This window comes from Vibrio sp. 1874 (assembly GCF_033344395.1).
Taxonomy (GTDB): domain Bacteria; phylum Pseudomonadota; class Gammaproteobacteria; order Enterobacterales; family Vibrionaceae; genus Vibrio; species Vibrio alginolyticus.
In genome coordinates this window covers 1-19,408 of sequence record NZ_JAWPOR010000019.1, presented here as the reverse complement: position 1 = coordinate 19,408, position 19,408 = coordinate 1, and the positions used below count along the sequence as shown (strand labels likewise).

Here is a 19,408-nt window from a genome sequence, read left to right as displayed (position 1 = left end):
ATATGACCGCGCGTGAAAATGTAGTGCCGGTTCTGCTTGAAAAGGTTTACCAACTGATTCAAGACAAACTCGAGCTTTCTCACCAAACGCTTGTAACTAAACTTGCTCAACACTTATTCAGTAACATTGCTGATGATGATCTAATTCAGCGAAACGAATCCGACCTTTATGGTGCTGTCGTTAGCCTTTGGCACCATATCAATGAAAAAAAACCAGAAGAGATTTCGGTTCGAGTATTTAACCCGACCGTAAGTCGTCAAGGCTGGCAATCCACACACACAATCGTAGAAATTGTTGTTCCAGATAGTCCATTCTTAGTGGACTCAGTCAAAATGGCTTTAGCACGTTTGGATCTTGTTTGTCACCTAATGTTGAATAACCCAACACAGATTCAGCGTGATAAAAAAGGCCAAGTTACAGACGTAAACGGTGAGGGTGGTGTTCTTCAATCACTTTTCCACATAGAGGTAGACCGCCTTACTAGTAAAGACGAGATGCAAGCGCTTAAAGAAGAGCTGTTAAGAATTCTATCTGATACTCGCTTAGTCGTTGATGACTGGAAGCAGATGGTTGATAAGCTTAAGTTTGTTACTGATGAACTTGAGAAAAATAAAGATCGTGTTTCTATCCAAACGGATCGTATGGATGAAACGATCGCATTTCTTCGTTGGCTAGAAGATCATAACTTTACCTTTATGGGTTATAAAGATTATGACTTAAAAGAGGTCAATGGTGATACCGAACTTGTTCCTGCTAAAGAAAAAGGACTAGGTCTGTTTGCTGATGACAAGCGCGTTCGTAGCGTCAAGCTCTCTGAATTATCAGATTCAGCGCGATTAGAAGCGAAAAAACCATACGCTCTGATCATCACCAAAGGTAACAAAGCATCTCGTATCCACCGTCCAGCTTATACTGATTACATCGGTATTAAAAAGTTTGATAAAAACGGTAAAGTAATAGGTGAGCATCGCTTTACTGGTTTATATACCTCCGCTGTTTACAACCAAGCGGTACAAAGTATTCCTCTGATCCGTGAAAAAGTTGACCGTATCCTTGAAGCAAGTGGATACCGTCACGGATCATACTCATACAAAGCATTGCACAATATCTTAGAAAACTACCCACGCGACGAGTTGCTTCAAGCTAATGAAGAAGAGCTGCTTGAGGTGGGAATGGGTGTTGTACAAATGCAAGATCGTGACTTGCTGCGTTTGTTTGTTCGTAAAGACCCATTTGGTCGTTTCTTCAGTTGCATGGTTTATGTCACTAAAGATCGTTACAACACAGAATTGCGTCGTCAAACTCAACGCATTCTTAAGCAGTACTTTGGTTGCGAGCAAGAGGTTGAATTTACAACGTACTTCTCAGAAAGCCCACTAGCGAGAACACATTACATTGTTCGTGTAGACAATAACAACATTGACGTAGACGTGAAAAAGATCGAGCAAAATCTAATGGAAGTTTCTACCTCTTGGGATGACAGACTAAAAGAATCCATCATTGCTAACTTTGGTGAAAGTAAAGGCCTTCCTCTTTCAAAAGAATATATGAGTGCGTTCCCTCGCTCATACAAAGAGGACATGATGCCAGGTTCTGCGGTTGCAGATATCGAGCGCTTAGAAGCATTAAGTGATGATAATAAACTTGGCATGTTGTTCTACCGACCTCAAGAAGAGGGTGCAGATTCCAAAGCTGTCCGCTTAAAGTTATACCATCGCGATGAACCAATTCACCTTTCTGACGTAATGCCGATGTTGGAAAACCTTGGTTTGCGTGTGATTGGCGAATCGCCATATGAGATCGAGAAAAACAACGGGCAGACTTTCTGGATCCTTGACTTCTCTATGCTGCATAAGAGCGAGAAAACCGTTGACCTTCGTGAAGCTCGTGATCGTTTCCAACAAGCATTTGCTGCCATTTGGGCGGGTAATCTTGAAAGTGATGGTTTCAACCGATTGTTATTAGGTGCGTCGTTATCTGGCCGTGAGATTTCCATTCTTCGTGCTTACGCACGATACATGCGCCAAGTAGGCTTCCCATTCAGTCAGCAGTACATCGAAGACACGCTAAGCCACTACCCAGACTTAGCGACAGGTCTAGTCAAGCTGTTCACCAAGCGATTTGATCCGAAACACAAAGGCAGCGAGAAAGGCCAAAACGATCTAATTAAAAAGCTAACAGAGCAGTTGGATCGTGTAGAGAGCTTGGATGATGATCGTATTATTCGTCGTTATATTGAAATGATCATGGCGACGCTTCGTACCAACTACTACCAAGTAGACGAGAATAAGCAGCCTAAGCCTTGGTTATCTTTGAAAATGAAGCCAAGCGATATTCCTGAGATTCCGCAGCCTGTACCTGCATTCGAGATCTTTGTTTACGCACCAGATATTGAAGGTGTTCACCTTCGTGGTGGAAAAGTGGCTCGTGGTGGTTTGCGTTGGTCAGATCGTCAAGAAGACTTCCGTACGGAGATTCTTGGCTTAGTAAAAGCGCAACAGGTTAAGAACACTGTAATTGTACCAGTGGGTGCAAAAGGCGGCTTCGTTTGTAAACGCCAGCCATCTCTCACCACTCGTGATGAAATTTTTGCGGAAGGTCAGCGTTGTTACAAACGCTTTATCCGTGCACTGCTAGATGTGTCAGATAACATCATTGAAGGAGAGGTGGTACCACCACAAAACGTTGTTCGTCACGATGAAGATGACCCATATCTAGTAGTGGCTGCCGATAAAGGCACAGCAACCTTCTCAGATTTGGCAAACTCTGTTTCTGCAGAATACAACTTCTGGCTAGGTGACGCATTCGCTTCAGGTGGTTCAAACGGTTACGATCACAAAGCAATGGGAATCACCGCAAAAGGTGGTTGGGAATCTGTTAAACGTCACTTCCGTGAAATGGGCATCAACTGTCAGACCACTGATTTTACTGCAATCGGTGTAGGTGATATGGCAGGTGACGTGTTCGGTAACGGTATGCTGTTATCGAAGCATATTCGATTGCAAGCTGCGTTTAACCACATGCACATCTTTATTGATCCAAATCCAGATTCAGCCAGCAGCTGGGAAGAGCGTAACCGCTTGTTTAATTTGCCAAGATCAAGCTGGGAAGATTACAACAAAGACTTGATCTCTCAAGGTGGTGGCATCTTCTCTCGTCGATCAAAATCGATCCAGTTGACGCCAGAAATTCAGAAAATGTTAGGTACGAAGAAAGCATCTTTAGCGCCTAACGATCTGATAAAGATGATCTTGAAAATGAAAGTCGATCTTCTTTGGAACGGTGGTATCGGCACTTACGTTAAATCATCGACAGAAACTCATACAGATGTTGGTGACCGTGCTAACGACATGCTGCGCATTGACGGCCGTGACTTAAGAGCCAAAGTGGTTGGCGAAGGTGGTAACTTGGGTATGACTCAGCTTGGTCGTATCGAATACGCACTAACTGGCGGTCGAGTGAACACGGACTTCGTTGATAACGTAGGTGGCGTTGACTGTTCGGATAATGAAGTCAACATCAAGATCTTCCTCAATGGACTGGTTTCAAATGGCGATCTTACGGTTAAGCAACGTAACCAAATTCTAGAGTCTATGGAAGACGAAGTGGGTGAAATTGTCTTGGATGATGCTTACCGTCAGTCGGAGTCGATCTCTGTTACTGAACAGCAAGGTGTTGGCATTGTTAAGGAGCAAATTCGATTCATCCACACTATGGAGAAAGCAGGGTACTTGGATCGTGCTCTCGAATACATTCCTGATGATGAAACGCTAATCGAGCGTGAAAAACAGGGACTAGGTCTGACTCGCCCTGAGCTATCAGTGTTAGTTGCCTACGGTAAAATGGTACTTAAACAGCAACTTGTTACGGATGAAATCGCAAATGATGAATTCCATGCAAAACAACTTGTTGAATATTTCCCAAGTGCGTTACGACGTAACTATAAAGATCAAATGGTTAATCACCCACTGCGAGCTGAAATTATCGCTACAGCATTGGCTAACCAGATGGTTAATGAAATGGGCTGTAACTTCGTTACTCGTTTGCAAGAAGAAACTGGTGCAAGTGTTGTCGATATTGCCAATGCTTACAGTGCGGCTAGAGAAATCTTTGATTTAGAAGCAATCCTCAAGCAAACTCGCAAACTTGATAACGTTGCGACAGCGCAAGCTCAATACGAAATTATGTTTTACGTGCGCCGAGCACTGCGTCGAATTGCACGCTGGTTGCTTCGTAACCGTAGCGGCAAATGCACGGTCGGTGAGTTGATTGCTATCTACAAGCAAGATGTCAATGTTATCACTGAAACCCTAGACACTATGTTAGTTGAGTCTGAAGTTGAAGAACACAATGAGTTGGCTCAAGGTTGGATAGAGAAAGGGGTTGAAGAGAAACTCGCTCACCAAGTTGCCCGCTTATCAAGCTTACAATCTGCACTGGATATTTCATCAGTAGCAAGTGAAACAGGTAAAACGGTTGAGCAAGCATCGAAACTCTACTTTAACTTGGGTGACCGTTTATCGTTGCATTGGTTCTTGAAGCAAATTAATAGCCAAGCCGTTGATAACAACTGGCAAGCACTTGCAAGAGCGGCATTCCGTGAAGATCTGGACTGGCAACAACGTCAACTTACCGCTCAGGTACTGACTTGTGGCTGCTCAACCGAAGAGCTTGACGTGATGGCTGCGTTAGAAGATTGGATTGAAACTAACGAGCAATCGTTGCACCGCTGGGAGAGTATCTTAAACGAGTTCAAAGTTGGCTCAGTACACGAATTTGCTAAGTTCTCTGTAGCACTTCGAGAGCTAGTACTTTTAAACCTCAACTGCTCATCGAAAGAGTAGTGGAATAATCAAGTCATAAGTAAAAGCCTCGTTATTTAACGGGGCTTTTTATTATCTATTATTCACATTTGGAACGAAAATAGTTACATTGTCACATTGAGTTGAAATTAAAACAGAGTGAAATCGATTGCTTTTAAGCGGTTAGTTACGATTTTTATCGCAGAAACTTGATTGTAATTGTTTGTTTTATATTTGAAAATCTTATAAAGATATAGGTTTTTACTTATTACGTTCATTTTCATTGAATTACGATGAAAAACGGTAAATAATATTGTCCCGTTTATACGGGGCTTTTTTCTTTCGGAGGCACAATGCTTTACCGTCTAGCCAGAACTGGCTTTTTCCAACTCGATGCCGAGAAGGCACATGATCTTGCAATCAAGAACTTCCAACGCTTTAACGGCACACCACTTGATCTCTTTTACCGCCAACAGTTACCAACTCGTCCAGTTGAGTGTATGGGTCTAACATTCCGTAACCCTGTTGGTCTTGCGGCTGGTTTAGATAAAAACGGCGAATGTATTGAAGCATTTGATGCCATGGGCTTTGGCTTTGTCGAAGTCGGCACTGTAACGCCACGACCACAACCAGGTAATGATAAACCACGCCTATTCCGTTTAGTGGAAGCAGAAGGGATCATCAACCGCATGGGCTTTAATAACCTAGGCGTTGATAATTTGATCGAGAATGTTAAACGAGCAAAATTCAATTGTGTTCTCGGAATTAATATCGGTAAAAATAAAGATACGCCAATTGAGAAAGGGGCAGAGGACTACCTGATTTGTATGGAAAAAGTGTATGAGTATGCTGGCTATATTGCAGTAAACATCTCATCGCCAAACACTCCAGGCCTTCGTTCACTTCAATATGGTGAAGCCCTTGATGAACTGCTTTCCGAATTAAAGGCGAAACAAGCGGAGTTATCAGAGAAGTACAACAAGTACGTCCCGTTAGCATTAAAGATTGCGCCAGATTTAAGTGACGATGAAATCTGCCAAATTTGCGATTCTTTATTGAAAAACAATATAGATGGTGTGATCGCGACTAACACAACTTTGGATCGCACGATCGTAGAAGGGATGAAACACGCCAATGAGGCAGGTGGCTTGAGTGGTCGCCCTGTGCAATCACGCTCTACGGAGGTCGTACGTAAGCTTCATGAAGAGCTTGGAGACAAACTTCCAATTATCGGTGTTGGTGGTGTAGATTCCTATGTTGCAGCCAAAGAAAAGATCATGGCAGGCGCTAAACTTGTTCAAGTCTACACTGGCTTTATTTACCACGGCCCAGGTCTCGTACGTGATATTGTTAAGAATCTTTAACATATACATCAAAAACTACTGAAAAATCAGTACCTGTTACATAAAAAAGAGGACTTTGTTTCCTCTTTTTTTTTATCCGTTCGTTTGTAGAATTTAAAAATCACGAGTAGGTAATTAAGCGTCTTACCTCTTTACCACTGATTTAACTAGTCAAGAGAGAACGGAATAATGCTTAAACCCAGCGACAAATGGAATTGGTATTTTGACGAGCAAAAAGCTTGCTTAATGCTGGATCTGGGGGAGGAAATGATTTTCCAAACCAATCTATCCCGAAAATTGTTGGTTAACTGTGCCTTCTCAAACAGTGAATTTACCGTTGATGACGCCAGCGCATTTCAAACGTTTAATGAGCGCATTCGCTGTCTCGATATCAGTGAATATCGCCAAGCTGAATTAACACTGTATTGTGTTGCTGCAAAGCGTTTTCATAAACCTGTACAGCCTAAGAGCTGGTTCTTCGATGCACAGTCCTCTGATTATGAACCTCAAGAAGGGGACATGGTCTTTCTCACAAATCAATATTCTGATGGTATGTTCATCGTTCTAGAACCAGGCGAAACATCGAGCTTATGTGCTTATGTTAACCAAGAAGCCTTTGTTCTTGATGGCAATAAGGCGCTTCAATTTGGGCAGCCGATTAAAGTAATGCATGATCGCATGGCTTGTGCAAACCACCTCTTTGCAATGACCCCTATGGCAATGGTGGGTTAAAGCGGTTTAATTTTTCTTTATTTCGTTCCTTTGTTTGCCTTAATCGACCTTATTGGGTCGATTTTTTTTGTCCTTTCCTCAGACACTCCAATCCGAAAGACCATGAAACTGTTTGTTTTCTATGCATGCAAACATGAAGCTGGTCACTTTTATTTTACTTATTTCAATTTGATTACTCCTTTAATTAGGCAACCTAGCGCCTAAAACAACCCTATTTATTCCCCTATAAAGGGTATTTGTAAGTAACTTACATCAACCAACCCCAACTGGTATATACCAAAATGCATATAAATAAGTATTCACTTCTTCTAAAGGAAACAAAATACGTTCATGAATGAAAAACATTCAAACTAAAGATGTTGAAAGTTTTAGATCATTTGAGTGGTGATGATTTGAACTAACGGGTGGGAAAATACCTTTAAAAACGAGGCATTGATCGTAAAGTCAGGTATAATTGAAGCCATTTTTTATCAGCGAAAGAACACTATGAATCAATATCTCGCGGTAACTTCAAATGGCATGGAAAATTTGCTTGTTGAAGAACTGACTAAACTAGGCATTGAAAATGCGAAACCAGTACAGGCAGGCGTAAAATTTAAAGCGACAAACGAACAGGTTTATCGCTGTTGTTTGTGGAGCCGTTTAGCGTCTCGATTTGTACGTGTTTTATCTGAGTTCACGTGTAACAACGACATGGACTTGTATCTATCCACTTCCACTATTAACTGGGTTAACCAATTTCATAGCTCTAAACGCTTTGTTGTGGACTTTAACGGCACAAACCGTGAGATTAGAAATAGCCAATACGGAGCTATGAAGGTCAAAGATGGCATCGTAGATTGCTTTGAGAATAAAGGCTTGCCACGTCCTAATATCAGCAAAGAACGCCCAGATATTCGTATTCACGTTCGTTTGCATAAAGATAAAGCGTTGCTTGGGGTAGACATGGTAGGTAGTGGTCTTCATCAGCGTGGTTATCGACCAGAATCGGGTCGTGCGCCATTACGTGAAACGCTTGCTTCTGCGATTATCATGCGTTGTGGCTGGGATGGGCATCAACCATTACTCGATCCAATGTGTGGTTCTGGTACTTTGCTTATTGAAGCGGCGATGATGGCAGCCAACATGGCACCTGGCGTTAAGCGCAAACAATGGGGCTTCGAAGTTTTGGAAGATTTTGAACCGGAGACCTGGGCTGAGATTAAATCAGAGGCTAATGTTCAAGCTAGACGAGGTGTCAAGAAAGTTGACGCTAAGTTTTTTGGATTCGATAACGACCCCAAAGTATTAAAAGTCGCTCAAGAAAACGCCCGCAGAGCAGGTGTTGAAGAGTTGATTGAGTTTGCGCAAGGTGATGCTGCAACTATTACTCGTCCCGCAGGATTTGAACACGGTGTTATCGTTTCAAACCCACCTTACGGTGAGCGTCTAGGAACTGAGCCGGGGCTGATTGCGCTCTATACCGCATTCGGTGGACAGCTAAAATCTGAGTTTGGCGGATGTAAAGCATCTATCTTCTCTAGCTCAGACGAGCTCTTGAGTTGCCTTCGTATGCGCGCTGATAAACAGTTTAAATTGAACAATGGTGCGTTACCGTGTCACCAAAAGAACTACAGCATTGCCGAGCGCAGCGCTGATGAAGTGAAAGGTGCAGATACTAACGTTCAAATCGCACCAGACTTCTCAAACCGTTTGAAGAAAAACATTGGCAAGATTGGCAAGTGGGCGCGTAAAGAGAAACTAGACTGCTATCGTATCTACGATGCAGACCTTCCAGAATATAACGTAGCGATCGACGTGTACGGCGATCAAATTGTGATTCAAGAGTACGCAGCACCTAAGAACATCCCTGAAGAAAAAGCCAAGCGTCGTCTAACGGACATTATCCGTGCGACGATTCAGGTGACAGGTGTCGAAGCGAACAAAGTTGTACTGAAAGTTCGTGAGAAGCAGAAAGGTCGAAGCCAGTACCAAAAATTAGGTCAGGTATCAGAGACGCTCGAAGTAAACGAGTACGGTGTGAAGCTGATCGTGAACCTTCATGACTACCTAGACACAGGCCTGTTCTTGGATCATAAGATCACTCGTCGTCGTCTTGGCGAAATGGCACAGGGTAAAGATTTCCTTAACTTGTTTGCTTACACTGGTAGTGCAACAGTGCACGCTGCAGTTGGTGGTGCGCGTTCCACTACAACTGTCGATATGTCAAACACCTACTTGAACTGGGCGAAAGACAATATGCAGCTTAATGGCTGTGTAGGGCGCCAACATAAATATGAACAAGCGGACTGTTTGCAATGGCTAGAAAACGCAAAAGGTGAGTACGACTTGATCTTTATTGACCCACCTACGTTCTCTAACTCTAAGCGTATGGAAACATCATTCGATGTACAACGTGACCACATTAAGCTAATGAAGAACCTCAAACGTTTACTGAGAAGTGAAGGCACAATCGTATTTTCAAATAACAAACGTCACTTCAAGATGGATGAAGAATCACTCGCTGAATTGGGTTTGAAGGCTCAGAATATTTCTTCTCAAACGTTACCATTAGATTTTGCGCGTAATAAACAGATTCATAACTGTTGGCTAGTAACGCACGCGTAGTATAAACAAAAGGATTAATACGTGTTGATATTGTATAGCACGGAGGGATGCCATCTTTGTGAGATGGCATTTGCTCTAGTAGACCAAGTCGGTTTGGCCGAGCAAACAGATATCATTGATATTGCGTTCGATGATGTACTATTTTCTCGTTACGGCGTCACAATACCCGTATTAAAATATCAAGATTCTGAGTTGAACTGGCCGTTTGACTTAGAACAACTCACACATTGGTTGGATAATAATGGCATTACTTACCATTCATAACGCACAACTTGCATTTGGTGACCACCCATTGCTAGACAAAGCGGAGTTCGCTCTTCAAGAAAACGAACGCGTTTGTTTAGTTGGTCGTAACGGAGCAGGTAAGTCCACGTTAATGAAAGTGCTTGCCGGCGACATTTTGTTGGATGATGGCAAGATTCAAATAACTCAAGACGTAGTAGTTTCTCGGCTTGAACAAGATCCACCGCGCAATCAAGAGGGTACGGTTTACGAATACGTATCTGGCGGTTTGGCTGAAATCGGCGAACAATTGAAGATCTATCACGATCTTCTCGAACTTGTTGCTCAAGACCCAAGTGAGAAGAACATTAACCGTTTGGCGAAAGTTCAAGAGCAACTTGATCATTCTAACGCTTGGCGCTTTGATGACCGTGTTAAGAACGTACTTGGCGCTTTAAAACTAAGCCCAGAAACCAAACTGACCGATCTATCCGGTGGCTGGCAACGTAAAGCTGCTTTAGCTCGTGCTCTGGTTTGTGATCCTGATGTATTGCTTCTTGATGAACCAACAAACCATCTCGATGTGACAACGATCGAATGGTTAGAGAACTTCTTAAAAGACTTCAAAGGCTCGATCATCTTTATTTCTCACGACCGTGCATTCATCAAGTCGATGGCGACACGCATCGTTGACTTAGATCGCGGTCAATTAGCTTCTTTCCCTGGTAATTACGAACAGTATTTGAATGACAAAGAAGAAATGCTTCGCGTCGAAGAAATGCAAAATGCTGAGTTCGATAAGAAACTAGCTCAGGAAGAAGTGTGGATTCGTCAAGGTATTAAAGCACGTCGTACTCGTAATGAAGGCCGTGTTCGAGCCCTTAAAAAACTTCGTGAAGAGCGTCGTGACCGTCGTGAAGTTCAAGGTAAAGTTAACCTAAACATCGATGATGCTTCTCGTTCAGGTAAGATTGTATTTGAAGCAGAAAATGTATCTTTTGCTTACGAAGGCAAGACAATTGTCGACGACTTTAGCTTTAACATCATGCGTGGTGACCGTATTGCACTTATCGGACCAAATGGCTGCGGTAAGAGTACGGTACTTAAATTGCTACTAGGGCAATTGGAAGCGCAGTCTGGTCGTTTACACTGCGGAACAAAATTAGAAGTCGCGTACTTTGATCAGTACCGAGAGATTTTGGATCCAGAAAAGACAGTGATCGATAACTTAGCGGATGGGAAACAAGAAGTAATGGTTGGGGGACGTCAGCGTCATGCGCTGAGTTACCTTCAAGACTTCTTATTTGCACCTAAGCGCGCCAGAACCCCGGTTAAGGCACTTTCTGGTGGTGAGAAAAACCGATTATTGCTAGCCCGTATCTTGTTGAAACCAAACAACTTACTTATTCTTGATGAACCAACTAACGATTTGGATATCGAAACGTTGGAACTTTTAGAAGAAATGCTTGCCAATTATCAGGGTACATTATTGTTAGTGAGTCACGACCGTGAGTTCGTAGACAACACAGTAACAACCAGCTGGATTTTTGAGGGTAACGGTATAATCGAAGAGTTCGTTGGTGGTTATCATGATGCTAAACAGCAGCGTGACCAAGTTCTTGCTTCGCGCAGTCAGGTTGAAAAACCAACGAAGAAAGAGAAAGTGGTTGAGGAAACTCCCAAAACTACGCAACCTAAGAACAATTCGAAGAAGTTATCGTATAAGCTGCAAAGAGAATTAGAGGCTCTACCAGCTAAACTTGAACAATTAGAGTCGGATATCGAGAGCCTTCAGGAGCAAGTGAACGATCCAGAGTTCTTTGCTAAACCTGTAGAGCAAACTCAGCCGGTATTGGAACAGCTTGCTGCACTAGAGCAGGAGTTGGAAATCGCATTCGAGAGATGGGAAGAACTCGAAGCAATGCAACAGGATAGTTAAGAATTCAATGAATTGTAGTAATAAATTCAAATTGACCGCCATTGCAATGATGGTTGGTACCACAATGAACGCACAGGCGGCATTGTATCAAGTTGTTGAGGTTTCACCTCAGGATCATGGTTCAAACGGTGACTACCAAACGGCTTACGGGGTTGCAATTCAACAGGGCGATGCAGGTACAGATCCTTCAACAGGTTCACCTTTCGCTTTAGGCTGCTTTGATGCAGCAGCAAACTGCACGCCAGAGCAGTTTAAACTTGCAATGGAAACTCGCACTACACCGATTTCAGCGACACAAGCCGTGGATGGGAACAGTTATCGTGAAGAAATCCCATTCGGATTAGACGCTGGCTTTTATTACATCCAAGAACTCAAAGACTTTGAGCGTTACTGTTACAACCAGCTTCGCTATTCCACCTGTGACTCTTGGGCTTCAGTAAACTGGACGCCGTGGAATAAAGAACGTAGTAAAGACTTTACTTCTAATGCGTTAGCGTTCATAGAAGAAGATTCTGCTGCTTATAAAAATGAATATAACAACGTTATCAACCAGCTTACCGAGGGTGGTGCAGCTGTCGGTAATCAGAGTAAAGTTAGCACAGAAAATACTTCTACATTAGAAACACGAAATACCGTAGTTGCACCAGTAGAGCCAAATATTCTTACTGGCGATAGTGACGCAAGTGTTGTGCAAAGCCATGCTTGGAGCACAGACGGCATTTTTACTGTTGGCAGTGTTTCTCGAACAGCAAGCAATACCAATGGATCTCACCACACATCAAAAGCAGCGATTTGGGATCAAAGCGGAACCGTCAGTGAATTGGCTTGGCCAAGTGGCACATCTAAAGATGGAGAAAGGTTAGCTCAAGGGAGCATGCGTGACCTTGTCACTGATGGAACTACGGTCTATGGCGTAGGTTACAACACTTACAGTGATGATAACTACCTGAATGCGACTGTTTTTGTCGGAACTCTAGAAGCCGAAGGTAGCGTTGAAAACGCAACTTGGAAAAACAAAGTTGTTGTAGGAGCTAGACAGCGCGAAGGTGATGATACGGTTCATACAAACTCACGATTAACCGACGTTAACTCTAATTTTGTTGCTATTGGTGAAGCAAAACGTTCGGGCGGATACTTAATGCCAACGGGCTCTGCTCCGAATCGTCTCTTTATCGTAGATGATGTTCGTAAGGATTCTATTAGCGCTTTTTACCCAACTACTGGCATTTTCTTTAGCGGTGCGGGCGGTAAGATGGGCGGTATCAACTCTTACAATGAAATCGTCGGGCAACTTGATGCGGAAACGACTCGTGAAGACGATGGCAAGCCACGTCGTAAGCGCGGTTTTATCTATCCATATAGCGTAGGTGGCGAGACTAGTGAACGTGCTGCAACATTATTCAATGGAAAAGCTTGGTTCCTAGACAGTTTGACTAATGGCGGTGATTACTCTGAACAAAACAATCAGTTCCGTATTATCGACGCAACTGATATCAATGATGCAGGTGTGATCTCTGGTACTGCTATGAAATGTGCAGGTGGTTATAGCACAACAGCAAACAATGCGACATGTAGCTCTGAAGAGCAAATTGTAGCAGTCAAACTAGTACCTATTGCTGACGCAACTAAGGACGACATCGTATCTCGAAGCATTGACTCAACGACGACAGAGCGTCAAGGTGCAGGCCTTGGTTGGTTAGCTTTGACCATGCTTGGATTGTTTGGGTTCCGTAGAAAATAGTTAAAAATCGTCAGTAATTTTTAAATCAAGCAGAGGCTCACACATTTGAGTCTCTGCTTTTTTTATGCCTTGAGAAATTGCCTACTTTGATCGATTCTTATAAGTGGAGTCATAAAAACTCCATCAAAGTTTCACAATAACAGCTGTACGTTAGTAAATGGACCTGTATGAGGAATTAACTATGAAGAGACAAAAGCGTGATCGCCTAGAACGAGCTCAATCTCAAGGCTACAAAGCTGGGTTGAATGGAAGGTCTCAAGAGGCTTGCCCATATCAACAAGTTGATGCTCGGTCGTATTGGTTAGGTGGTTGGCGTGATGCCAGAGATGAAAGACAATCTGGTCTCTACAAATAAACTCTTCACATACAAAAAGAAGGATTCGAAAGGGCTCTACGGAGCCTTTTCTACATTATAGGGACATAGGGAAGTAGGTTAACACTCGACAACAAAAAGGCTCCTAAATAGGAGCCTTAATAAATCGATTAAAATCGTGATTAGAAGCTTGAAGTGTCTTGGAACAAGCCAACTTTCAAATCTTTTGCTACGTAGATTTCTTTGCCGTCCACACATACACGACCGTCGGCCAAACCCATCACAAGTTTACGGTTTACAACGCGTTTCATGTGGATTTCGTACGTCACTTTTTTCGCTGTTGGCAGGATCTGACCTGTAAACTTCACTTCGCCAACACCCAGAGCACGACCTTTTCCTTTGCCACCAACCCAGCCAAGGAAGAAACCAACAAGTTGCCACATCGCATCAAGGCCAAGACAACCCGGCATTACTGGGTCGCCAGGGAAGTGGCAGTCAAAGAACCACAAATCTGGAGTAATATCCAATTCCGCCAAGATCAAACCTTTACCAAAATCGCCTTCAGTCTCAGACATTTTAGTAACACGATCCATCATTAGCATGTTTGGCGCAGGAAGCTGAGGGTAACCAGGCCCAAACAGTTCGCCTTGGCTAGAAGCAAGTAGATCGTCACGGTTATAAGAATCACGTTTGTTTTGCATTATCAATTACTCCAATTTTTGATAGCTGCATCTTAGTGAACACGTGTACGCTAAACAACTCCGATCAGTACTAGACAAACCAGTTTTTGATGCGCTGCACAATTCCTTCTGGATGCTCATGTCTTTCAAAGTTTTCAATACGTTCCGCTATTTTGCCAATAATACTATCGTCTTCACCTCTAAAAGGTTTATTCATTACAATCGGAATAGCTTCATCTACGGTAGAAACGGACCAAATATGGAACTCACCATTTTTAATGCTTTCTATTACATCTTTATGTAATGCAAGGTGTTTAAGGTTTGATTTTGGCATCACAACACCTTGATTTCCTGTAAAACCTTGATGTTTACAAACCTGATAAAAACCTTCAATTTTTTCGTTCAAGCCACCAACGGCTTGCACTCGACCAAACTGATCAACAGCCCCTGTAACCGCAACTTGTTGATTAATTGGAGATTCAGATAAAGCACTTACCAAGCAACAAAGTTCTGCAAGAGATGCGCTGTCACCATCAACTTCACTATAAGACTGTTCAAATACGATGGAGGCTGAGTAAGGCAGTGGTTCATCCAGTTTCAGAGCAGAGCTCAAGAAAGCTTGCATAATCATCATGCCTTTTGCATGTAGATTGCCTCCAAGCTCAGCTTTGCGCTCAACATCGGAAACATCGCCATCACCAAAATGAATTACACAAGATATTCGTGCAGGCTCACCATAGCTGACAGGGTGCCCAGCCATATCAATAACGGTTAGGCCATTGATTTGACCAACTTGTTCCCCAGTTGTCTCAATGATGACTTGTCCATCTAAAATATCGTACACGGCACGCTGAGGAAGGTAAGATTCTCGGTAATACTTGTCGTCAATCGCTTTATCTAACGCCTTGTAATCTAATGCGTGGCCATCACTGAACTGGCTGGCAAGCGTTAGAAGTTGAGAGTGCCACATTACTCCTAAAGGCAGATAATGTTGATCTTCAGTAAATCTCATACCGGCTAGCAACAATCTTCTAAAACCACATTCAGTTAAGTGAGGCAGCTGATATTGAGAACATATCCAGTTCACTAAACCAAAGTAATCTGTCAAATTCTGCTCTGACAGATGAATATCTTCTTCAACTTCCGTATACATGGCAAAGCCAGAACAGAAGTCTTCATCGATGTATTCTAGCTCTGCTAACTGACTTCTTTCTCCTGTTACAATCAGTTTTACATCATAAGCTTTAGCTTGCGGTACTGAAGTAGGTAAACGAGTAGGGCTTAGGTTCAGTGGCTCGATAAGGTTTTGTTGAATTGCAGACTTTATATTTGGCCAAAGTCCTGGGTTAGCCAAAATTAGATTAGCCGGTACAATTAAGTAACCGCTATCTGCCTGTGAAATTAAACCAGGTTGGAAGGCAATATCACCACTTAAATCGACACTGTAACGGTCAAATAAGCGTTTGGCATCAAGTGATTCCGACAAAACAATCGCAGCGTTAGACTGGCTCTGAAGAGCTTTACTGATGAACTCTCTATATACAGAATTATCTACGCAGTTAATGAGTAGTACTCGCGTCAATCCGGAAATTTTTGAAAAACGAGATATCGTTGCCGACATTCTCGGTTGGAGATCAGTAAAAGACTTCTTTGGTAACGAAGGTGCAGACTTTAAAAGTGCTTCGTACTGCTCAAGTGAAGGTGTTACGTCTTGCCAATTAAGTTGGTTCATTAAAATTCATCGTAATTCAATCTTGCCGACATTATAACGAAACGGACTATAACACCCTAGCACCAATTTGGTTTGCTCACGGCATTCAACTCTCAATGAACAATACTTAGACAAATGAGTGATCAACATCGATACTTCTAAGAGTTTTATTTGCCCAAGTAAACCATCTGGGTTACGCTGTCACTAGGTTATGTTTATGGGTCGGAACAAATGAAATATCAGCAGCTTGAGAATCTAGAATGTGGGTGGAAATGGAAGTATCTCATCAAAAAATGGAAAGATGGTGAAGCGATTACCCGACATATTGATACAAGCGAAGCAGATGCAGCGGTCGCAGAACTAAAACGCCTTGAACACGAGCCTACACTTGTCTTGGCTTGGATAGAAAACCACATGTCAGAAGAGTTAGATAATAAACTCAAGCAGGCTATCCGAGCGAAACGGAAACGTCACTTCAATGCAGAGCAAGTCCATACAAAGAAGAAATCCATTGATTTAGATTACCGAGTTTGGGAAAAGCTTTCTAGTAGAGCGAATGAACTTGGTTGTACGTTATCTGACGCAATTGAATATTTGCTTTCCGAAGCGTCGAGAAGTGAAAAAGCGAGTCAAAAAGTTACCTCAATTAAAGAGGATTTGAGTAAATTGCTATCTAGCTAGGATAGGGAGTGCCAAATGTTATATGTAATCTTAATTGCAGCCATCGTGATCTTTTGGTTGATCGCAGTCGATAGGCCGGTGTTAAAAGTAAAGTTCGATAATGGCAATATTAGTAACGTAAAAGGGCATCTACCTCCTTCTTTCAAACACAACTTACAGGATATTAGTGAGCATAACCCGTTTACTGGTGAAATGAAGGTGTATAGCCAACGAACAGGAATGCGCTTAAGCTTTTCCAAAAACATTCCCAAAAAAGTTCAACAGAGGATTCGTAACGTTTTTCCGCACCAGGGCTTCAAAGCAAACAAAGGCAAGAAGCGCGCTTAATTACATATCAGTTACTTCATCATGTTAAATGGGACGCAATGTGGCGTCCCATTTTCGTATCTACAGAAAAATTACTTATCATCGAACAATCAACAACATAAACGGACCAAAACGATGAGATACGTTGTAACTTTAATGATATTGATCTTTGCAAGTACTTCAGTTTTTGCTGACGATTCAGAAACGAACCTGTTGGCTAAAAAAATTAAGACTAAGCTTCAAAAGAAAGTAGACAATAAGTTTGATGGCTATCAAGGTTATTGTGACGTCATGATAGAAATGGAGCACAAAAGTAAAAACGCAGTAATAAAAAGAGTAACCAATAGTGGTGACCAAAAAGTGTGTAGGTACGTTAAGTCCAACTTGAAGAAAGGAAAACGCTATCGTTACAAATTCCCCGAAAAGTACATTCGTCTCCATATAACTACAGACTTATAAATGTTTCAGAACACCTTGATTAAGAACGAATGAACTGAGCTCGTGATTTTTGGCAGATTTCGTTGCGGAGCGATTAGAGCGTTTAGCTGATTTTTGCTGTTGTACGAGGCGAGTATGAAAGGCTTTTTTGTTTGGTAGTGCTTAAGTTAGTAATCGTGATGCCATTGAATGGCAAATTCAGTGAGTTGGCCATCATCACCATACATAGATTGATTCAGGTACTTACGGAAGAACACGCCAGTAAGTCGAGGACTAAGCGCGCATCAATTTTCAATAAGAGATTTGATTTGCTTCGTAAGCATAACCACAAATTATTGTCTTTGATTAGTGATTAAGCACCTTTAATCAAAGTGGGTAACTCTCTTCTTTTCAAATTGGAGTCTCAGATCTAGTCTGAACTAATACAAAAATTCTGATGAATTAATCTTCAAATACATCGAGTAGATTTGTATCGAACGAAAGTCCCTTTAAATTGTGCTCTTCACATAACGATATGAGTTTGTCATCACAATAAATTGACGTACAACCTTCACCTTTTGATTTAAAGACATATTTATTTGAAAGATCGCTTTCTATAAATGCCAGTTTCTCTAATAATCCTTGTTCTCCGTCAATGTCTTCAAATTTGATTTTCTGCTTGTCTTCTTCTCCAAAGGACATCACGTTGAACACGGTAAAACTTTCATCATCGATTGTAATCGGTAAGAACTCACCGTCAGAATCAATTACATCTCGTACTACCTGATATGCATTTTCTCTCAAGACAAGAAATGTTCTCCATTTAGATATGTCTGGGATTGCTTCAGCAGATTTAAAGTGTTGAGTAAATGTTGCATATTCATTTACCCAAACATCTCTCAAGCTGGTTGAATCAACAGGGGCTCTTCGAAGTCGTCTTAACAACTTAAAGTCATCTGAATCGAGAGCTCGCTTATAAGGGTCATGCTCTAAGACCTTAAATTCTCGAGGTTTACTTTTTAATTTGTATACAGTCATACAGTAGGTTTCCAGTTAGCATCTTTCTTCTCCAGAATTTTCTCAGGATGAGAACTATCTTGTATTTGCTTTTTCAGCAGTTAAGCAGTTCAGCAGTTCAGCAGTTCAGCAGTGTGGACTTAAATACATTCTCACTATGCCTAATTCTTCCAAGCGTGCCAATCCAGTTCTGATAATTTGTACCATGTATTCGTGAATGAGGTGGAGCTTTTGGAGTAGTGTAGTGATCTTTATAAGCACTGGATCTAGGTAACCAAACACCATTAATTGCATCATTAATCCCTATACCAAATTCTAACATTTGTAATTTTGCATCAATCATCGCAGTTACCTTACCGTTTCTCATCACAATCTGATGTGCTGCGTGATTTGGGCTAGGATGAGGTTCTGCTACGGCATAAAGTATGCGAGACAAGTGCCGGTAGCTTATTCCAAGAATGGATGTGGCTTCTCGGCACTTTAACTTATTGTTTAACACACCTTGGATACTGGAGAAACGTTGCAATTCATGGTAGTTCATCGTAACTAACTTCCTAGATACCTCCAAGCAAACATAGGACAGATTCACTTGGAAATACTAGGACATTATCGCTTTGGGCTTACACTATTAGTGCGCATTATGTATATTATGTTAAATAGTATGGGTTTATGGTTAGGTTCATGACTATGCTTAAATCAACCACTTACCAACCAGATCACGTACTTGCCAATTTATTATGATGAGTCTACGATAACTTCATAAGTAAAAATTATGTGGTTTTCGTTAGGTTCATAAATAAGTTTATTTAACAGTATTCTGATTTACCATAAAATACTTAATATAGATCTTAATAATCTATCGATTGTTAAGATCTATATTAACGCCTTTTTGCTTAT

The 19,408-nt window shown here is 41.9% G+C and carries 15 protein-coding genes; 11 read left to right on the top strand and 4 right to left on the bottom strand.

Features of this window, described 5'->3' with window-relative positions:
- Positions 1-2 precede the first annotated feature (2 nt).
- The 8 genes from R8N46_RS21495 to rmf all read left to right on the top strand — a co-directional run bounded on the left by R8N46_RS21495 (position 3) and on the right by rmf (position 13,741).
- A complete protein-coding gene (locus R8N46_RS21495) occupies positions 3-4,844 on the top strand; it encodes an NAD-glutamate dehydrogenase (RefSeq protein ID WP_115386001.1) in 4,842 nt (1,613 codons plus the stop codon).
- A gap of 311 nt (positions 4,845-5,155) precedes the next feature.
- Entirely contained in the window at positions 5,156-6,166 is a 1,011-nt protein-coding gene (pyrD, locus tag R8N46_RS21490; RefSeq protein ID WP_017634281.1) for a quinone-dependent dihydroorotate dehydrogenase, read from the top strand.
- Between the two features lie 168 nt (positions 6,167-6,334).
- Positions 6,335-6,877 carry a cell division protein ZapC gene (locus R8N46_RS21485; protein ID WP_005377444.1) on the top strand — a complete coding sequence of 181 codons (543 nt, stop codon included), beginning with the start codon at positions 6,335-6,337 and terminating at the stop codon, positions 6,875-6,877.
- A gap of 486 nt (positions 6,878-7,363) precedes the next feature.
- The gene (rlmKL, locus tag R8N46_RS21480; RefSeq protein WP_053350765.1) at positions 7,364-9,484 is read left to right on the top strand and encodes a bifunctional 23S rRNA (guanine(2069)-N(7))-methyltransferase RlmK/23S rRNA (guanine(2445)-N(2))-methyltransferase RlmL; all 2,121 of its coding nucleotides are present in this window, start codon (positions 7,364-7,366) and stop codon (positions 9,482-9,484) included.
- Between the two features lie 21 nt (positions 9,485-9,505).
- Positions 9,506-9,748: a glutaredoxin family protein gene (locus R8N46_RS21475; protein ID WP_017821808.1), complete on the top strand. Its 243-nt coding sequence runs from the start codon at positions 9,506-9,508 to the stop codon at positions 9,746-9,748.
- A complete protein-coding gene (locus tag R8N46_RS21470) occupies positions 9,726-11,645 on the top strand; it encodes an ABC transporter ATP-binding protein (protein WP_213972554.1) in 1,920 nt (639 codons plus the stop codon). The genes R8N46_RS21475 and R8N46_RS21470 overlap by 23 nt, the downstream gene beginning before the upstream one ends.
- Before the next feature lie 7 nt (positions 11,646-11,652).
- Entirely contained in the window at positions 11,653-13,386 is a 1,734-nt protein-coding gene (locus R8N46_RS21465) for a DUF3466 family protein (protein WP_104975327.1), read from the top strand.
- 181 nt (positions 13,387-13,567) lie between these two features.
- Positions 13,568-13,741: a ribosome modulation factor gene (rmf, locus tag R8N46_RS21460; RefSeq protein ID WP_005377453.1), complete on the top strand. Its 174-nt coding sequence runs from the start codon at positions 13,568-13,570 to the stop codon at positions 13,739-13,741.
- A gap of 140 nt (positions 13,742-13,881) precedes the next feature.
- On the opposite strand, the gene fabA is transcribed toward rmf, so the two are convergent.
- Both fabA and R8N46_RS21450 read right to left on the bottom strand, forming a co-directional pair.
- Positions 13,882-14,400 (bottom strand): bifunctional 3-hydroxydecanoyl-ACP dehydratase/trans-2-decenoyl-ACP isomerase, encoded by a 519-nt coding sequence (gene fabA, locus R8N46_RS21455; protein WP_005390081.1) that lies wholly within the window; start codon positions 14,398-14,400, stop codon positions 13,882-13,884.
- A gap of 70 nt (positions 14,401-14,470) precedes the next feature.
- Entirely contained in the window at positions 14,471-16,111 is a 1,641-nt protein-coding gene (locus R8N46_RS21450; protein ID WP_213972555.1) for an AAA family ATPase, read from the bottom strand.
- A 210-nt stretch (positions 16,112-16,321) separates the two neighbouring features.
- Here R8N46_RS21450 and matP point away from each other — a divergent pair, with 210 nt between their 5' ends.
- The 3 genes from matP to R8N46_RS21435 all read left to right on the top strand — a co-directional run bounded on the left by matP (position 16,322) and on the right by R8N46_RS21435 (position 17,536).
- Positions 16,322-16,771, top strand: coding sequence for a macrodomain Ter protein MatP (gene matP / locus R8N46_RS21445; RefSeq protein WP_005396497.1), 450 nt, complete (start codon positions 16,322-16,324; stop codon positions 16,769-16,771).
- A 15-nt stretch (positions 16,772-16,786) separates the two neighbouring features.
- Positions 16,787-17,098, top strand: a complete 312-nt coding sequence (locus tag R8N46_RS21440; RefSeq protein WP_213972556.1) for a DUF3634 family protein — start codon at positions 16,787-16,789, stop codon at positions 17,096-17,098.
- 114 nt (positions 17,099-17,212) lie between these two features.
- Positions 17,213-17,536 (top strand): hypothetical protein, encoded by a 324-nt coding sequence (locus R8N46_RS21435; RefSeq protein WP_250156749.1) that lies wholly within the window; start codon positions 17,213-17,215, stop codon positions 17,534-17,536.
- Between the two features lie 420 nt (positions 17,537-17,956).
- On the opposite strand, the gene R8N46_RS21430 is transcribed toward R8N46_RS21435, so the two are convergent.
- Together R8N46_RS21430 and R8N46_RS21425 are read right to left on the bottom strand one after the other, a co-directional pair.
- Positions 17,957-18,532 (bottom strand): hypothetical protein, encoded by a 576-nt coding sequence (locus R8N46_RS21430; protein WP_064353938.1) that lies wholly within the window; start codon positions 18,530-18,532, stop codon positions 17,957-17,959.
- Positions 18,533-18,629: 97 nt separating this feature from the next.
- Positions 18,630-19,052, bottom strand: a complete 423-nt coding sequence (locus R8N46_RS21425; protein ID WP_115385998.1) for an AHH domain-containing protein — start codon at positions 19,050-19,052, stop codon at positions 18,630-18,632.
- Positions 19,053-19,408: the final 356 nt, after the last annotated feature.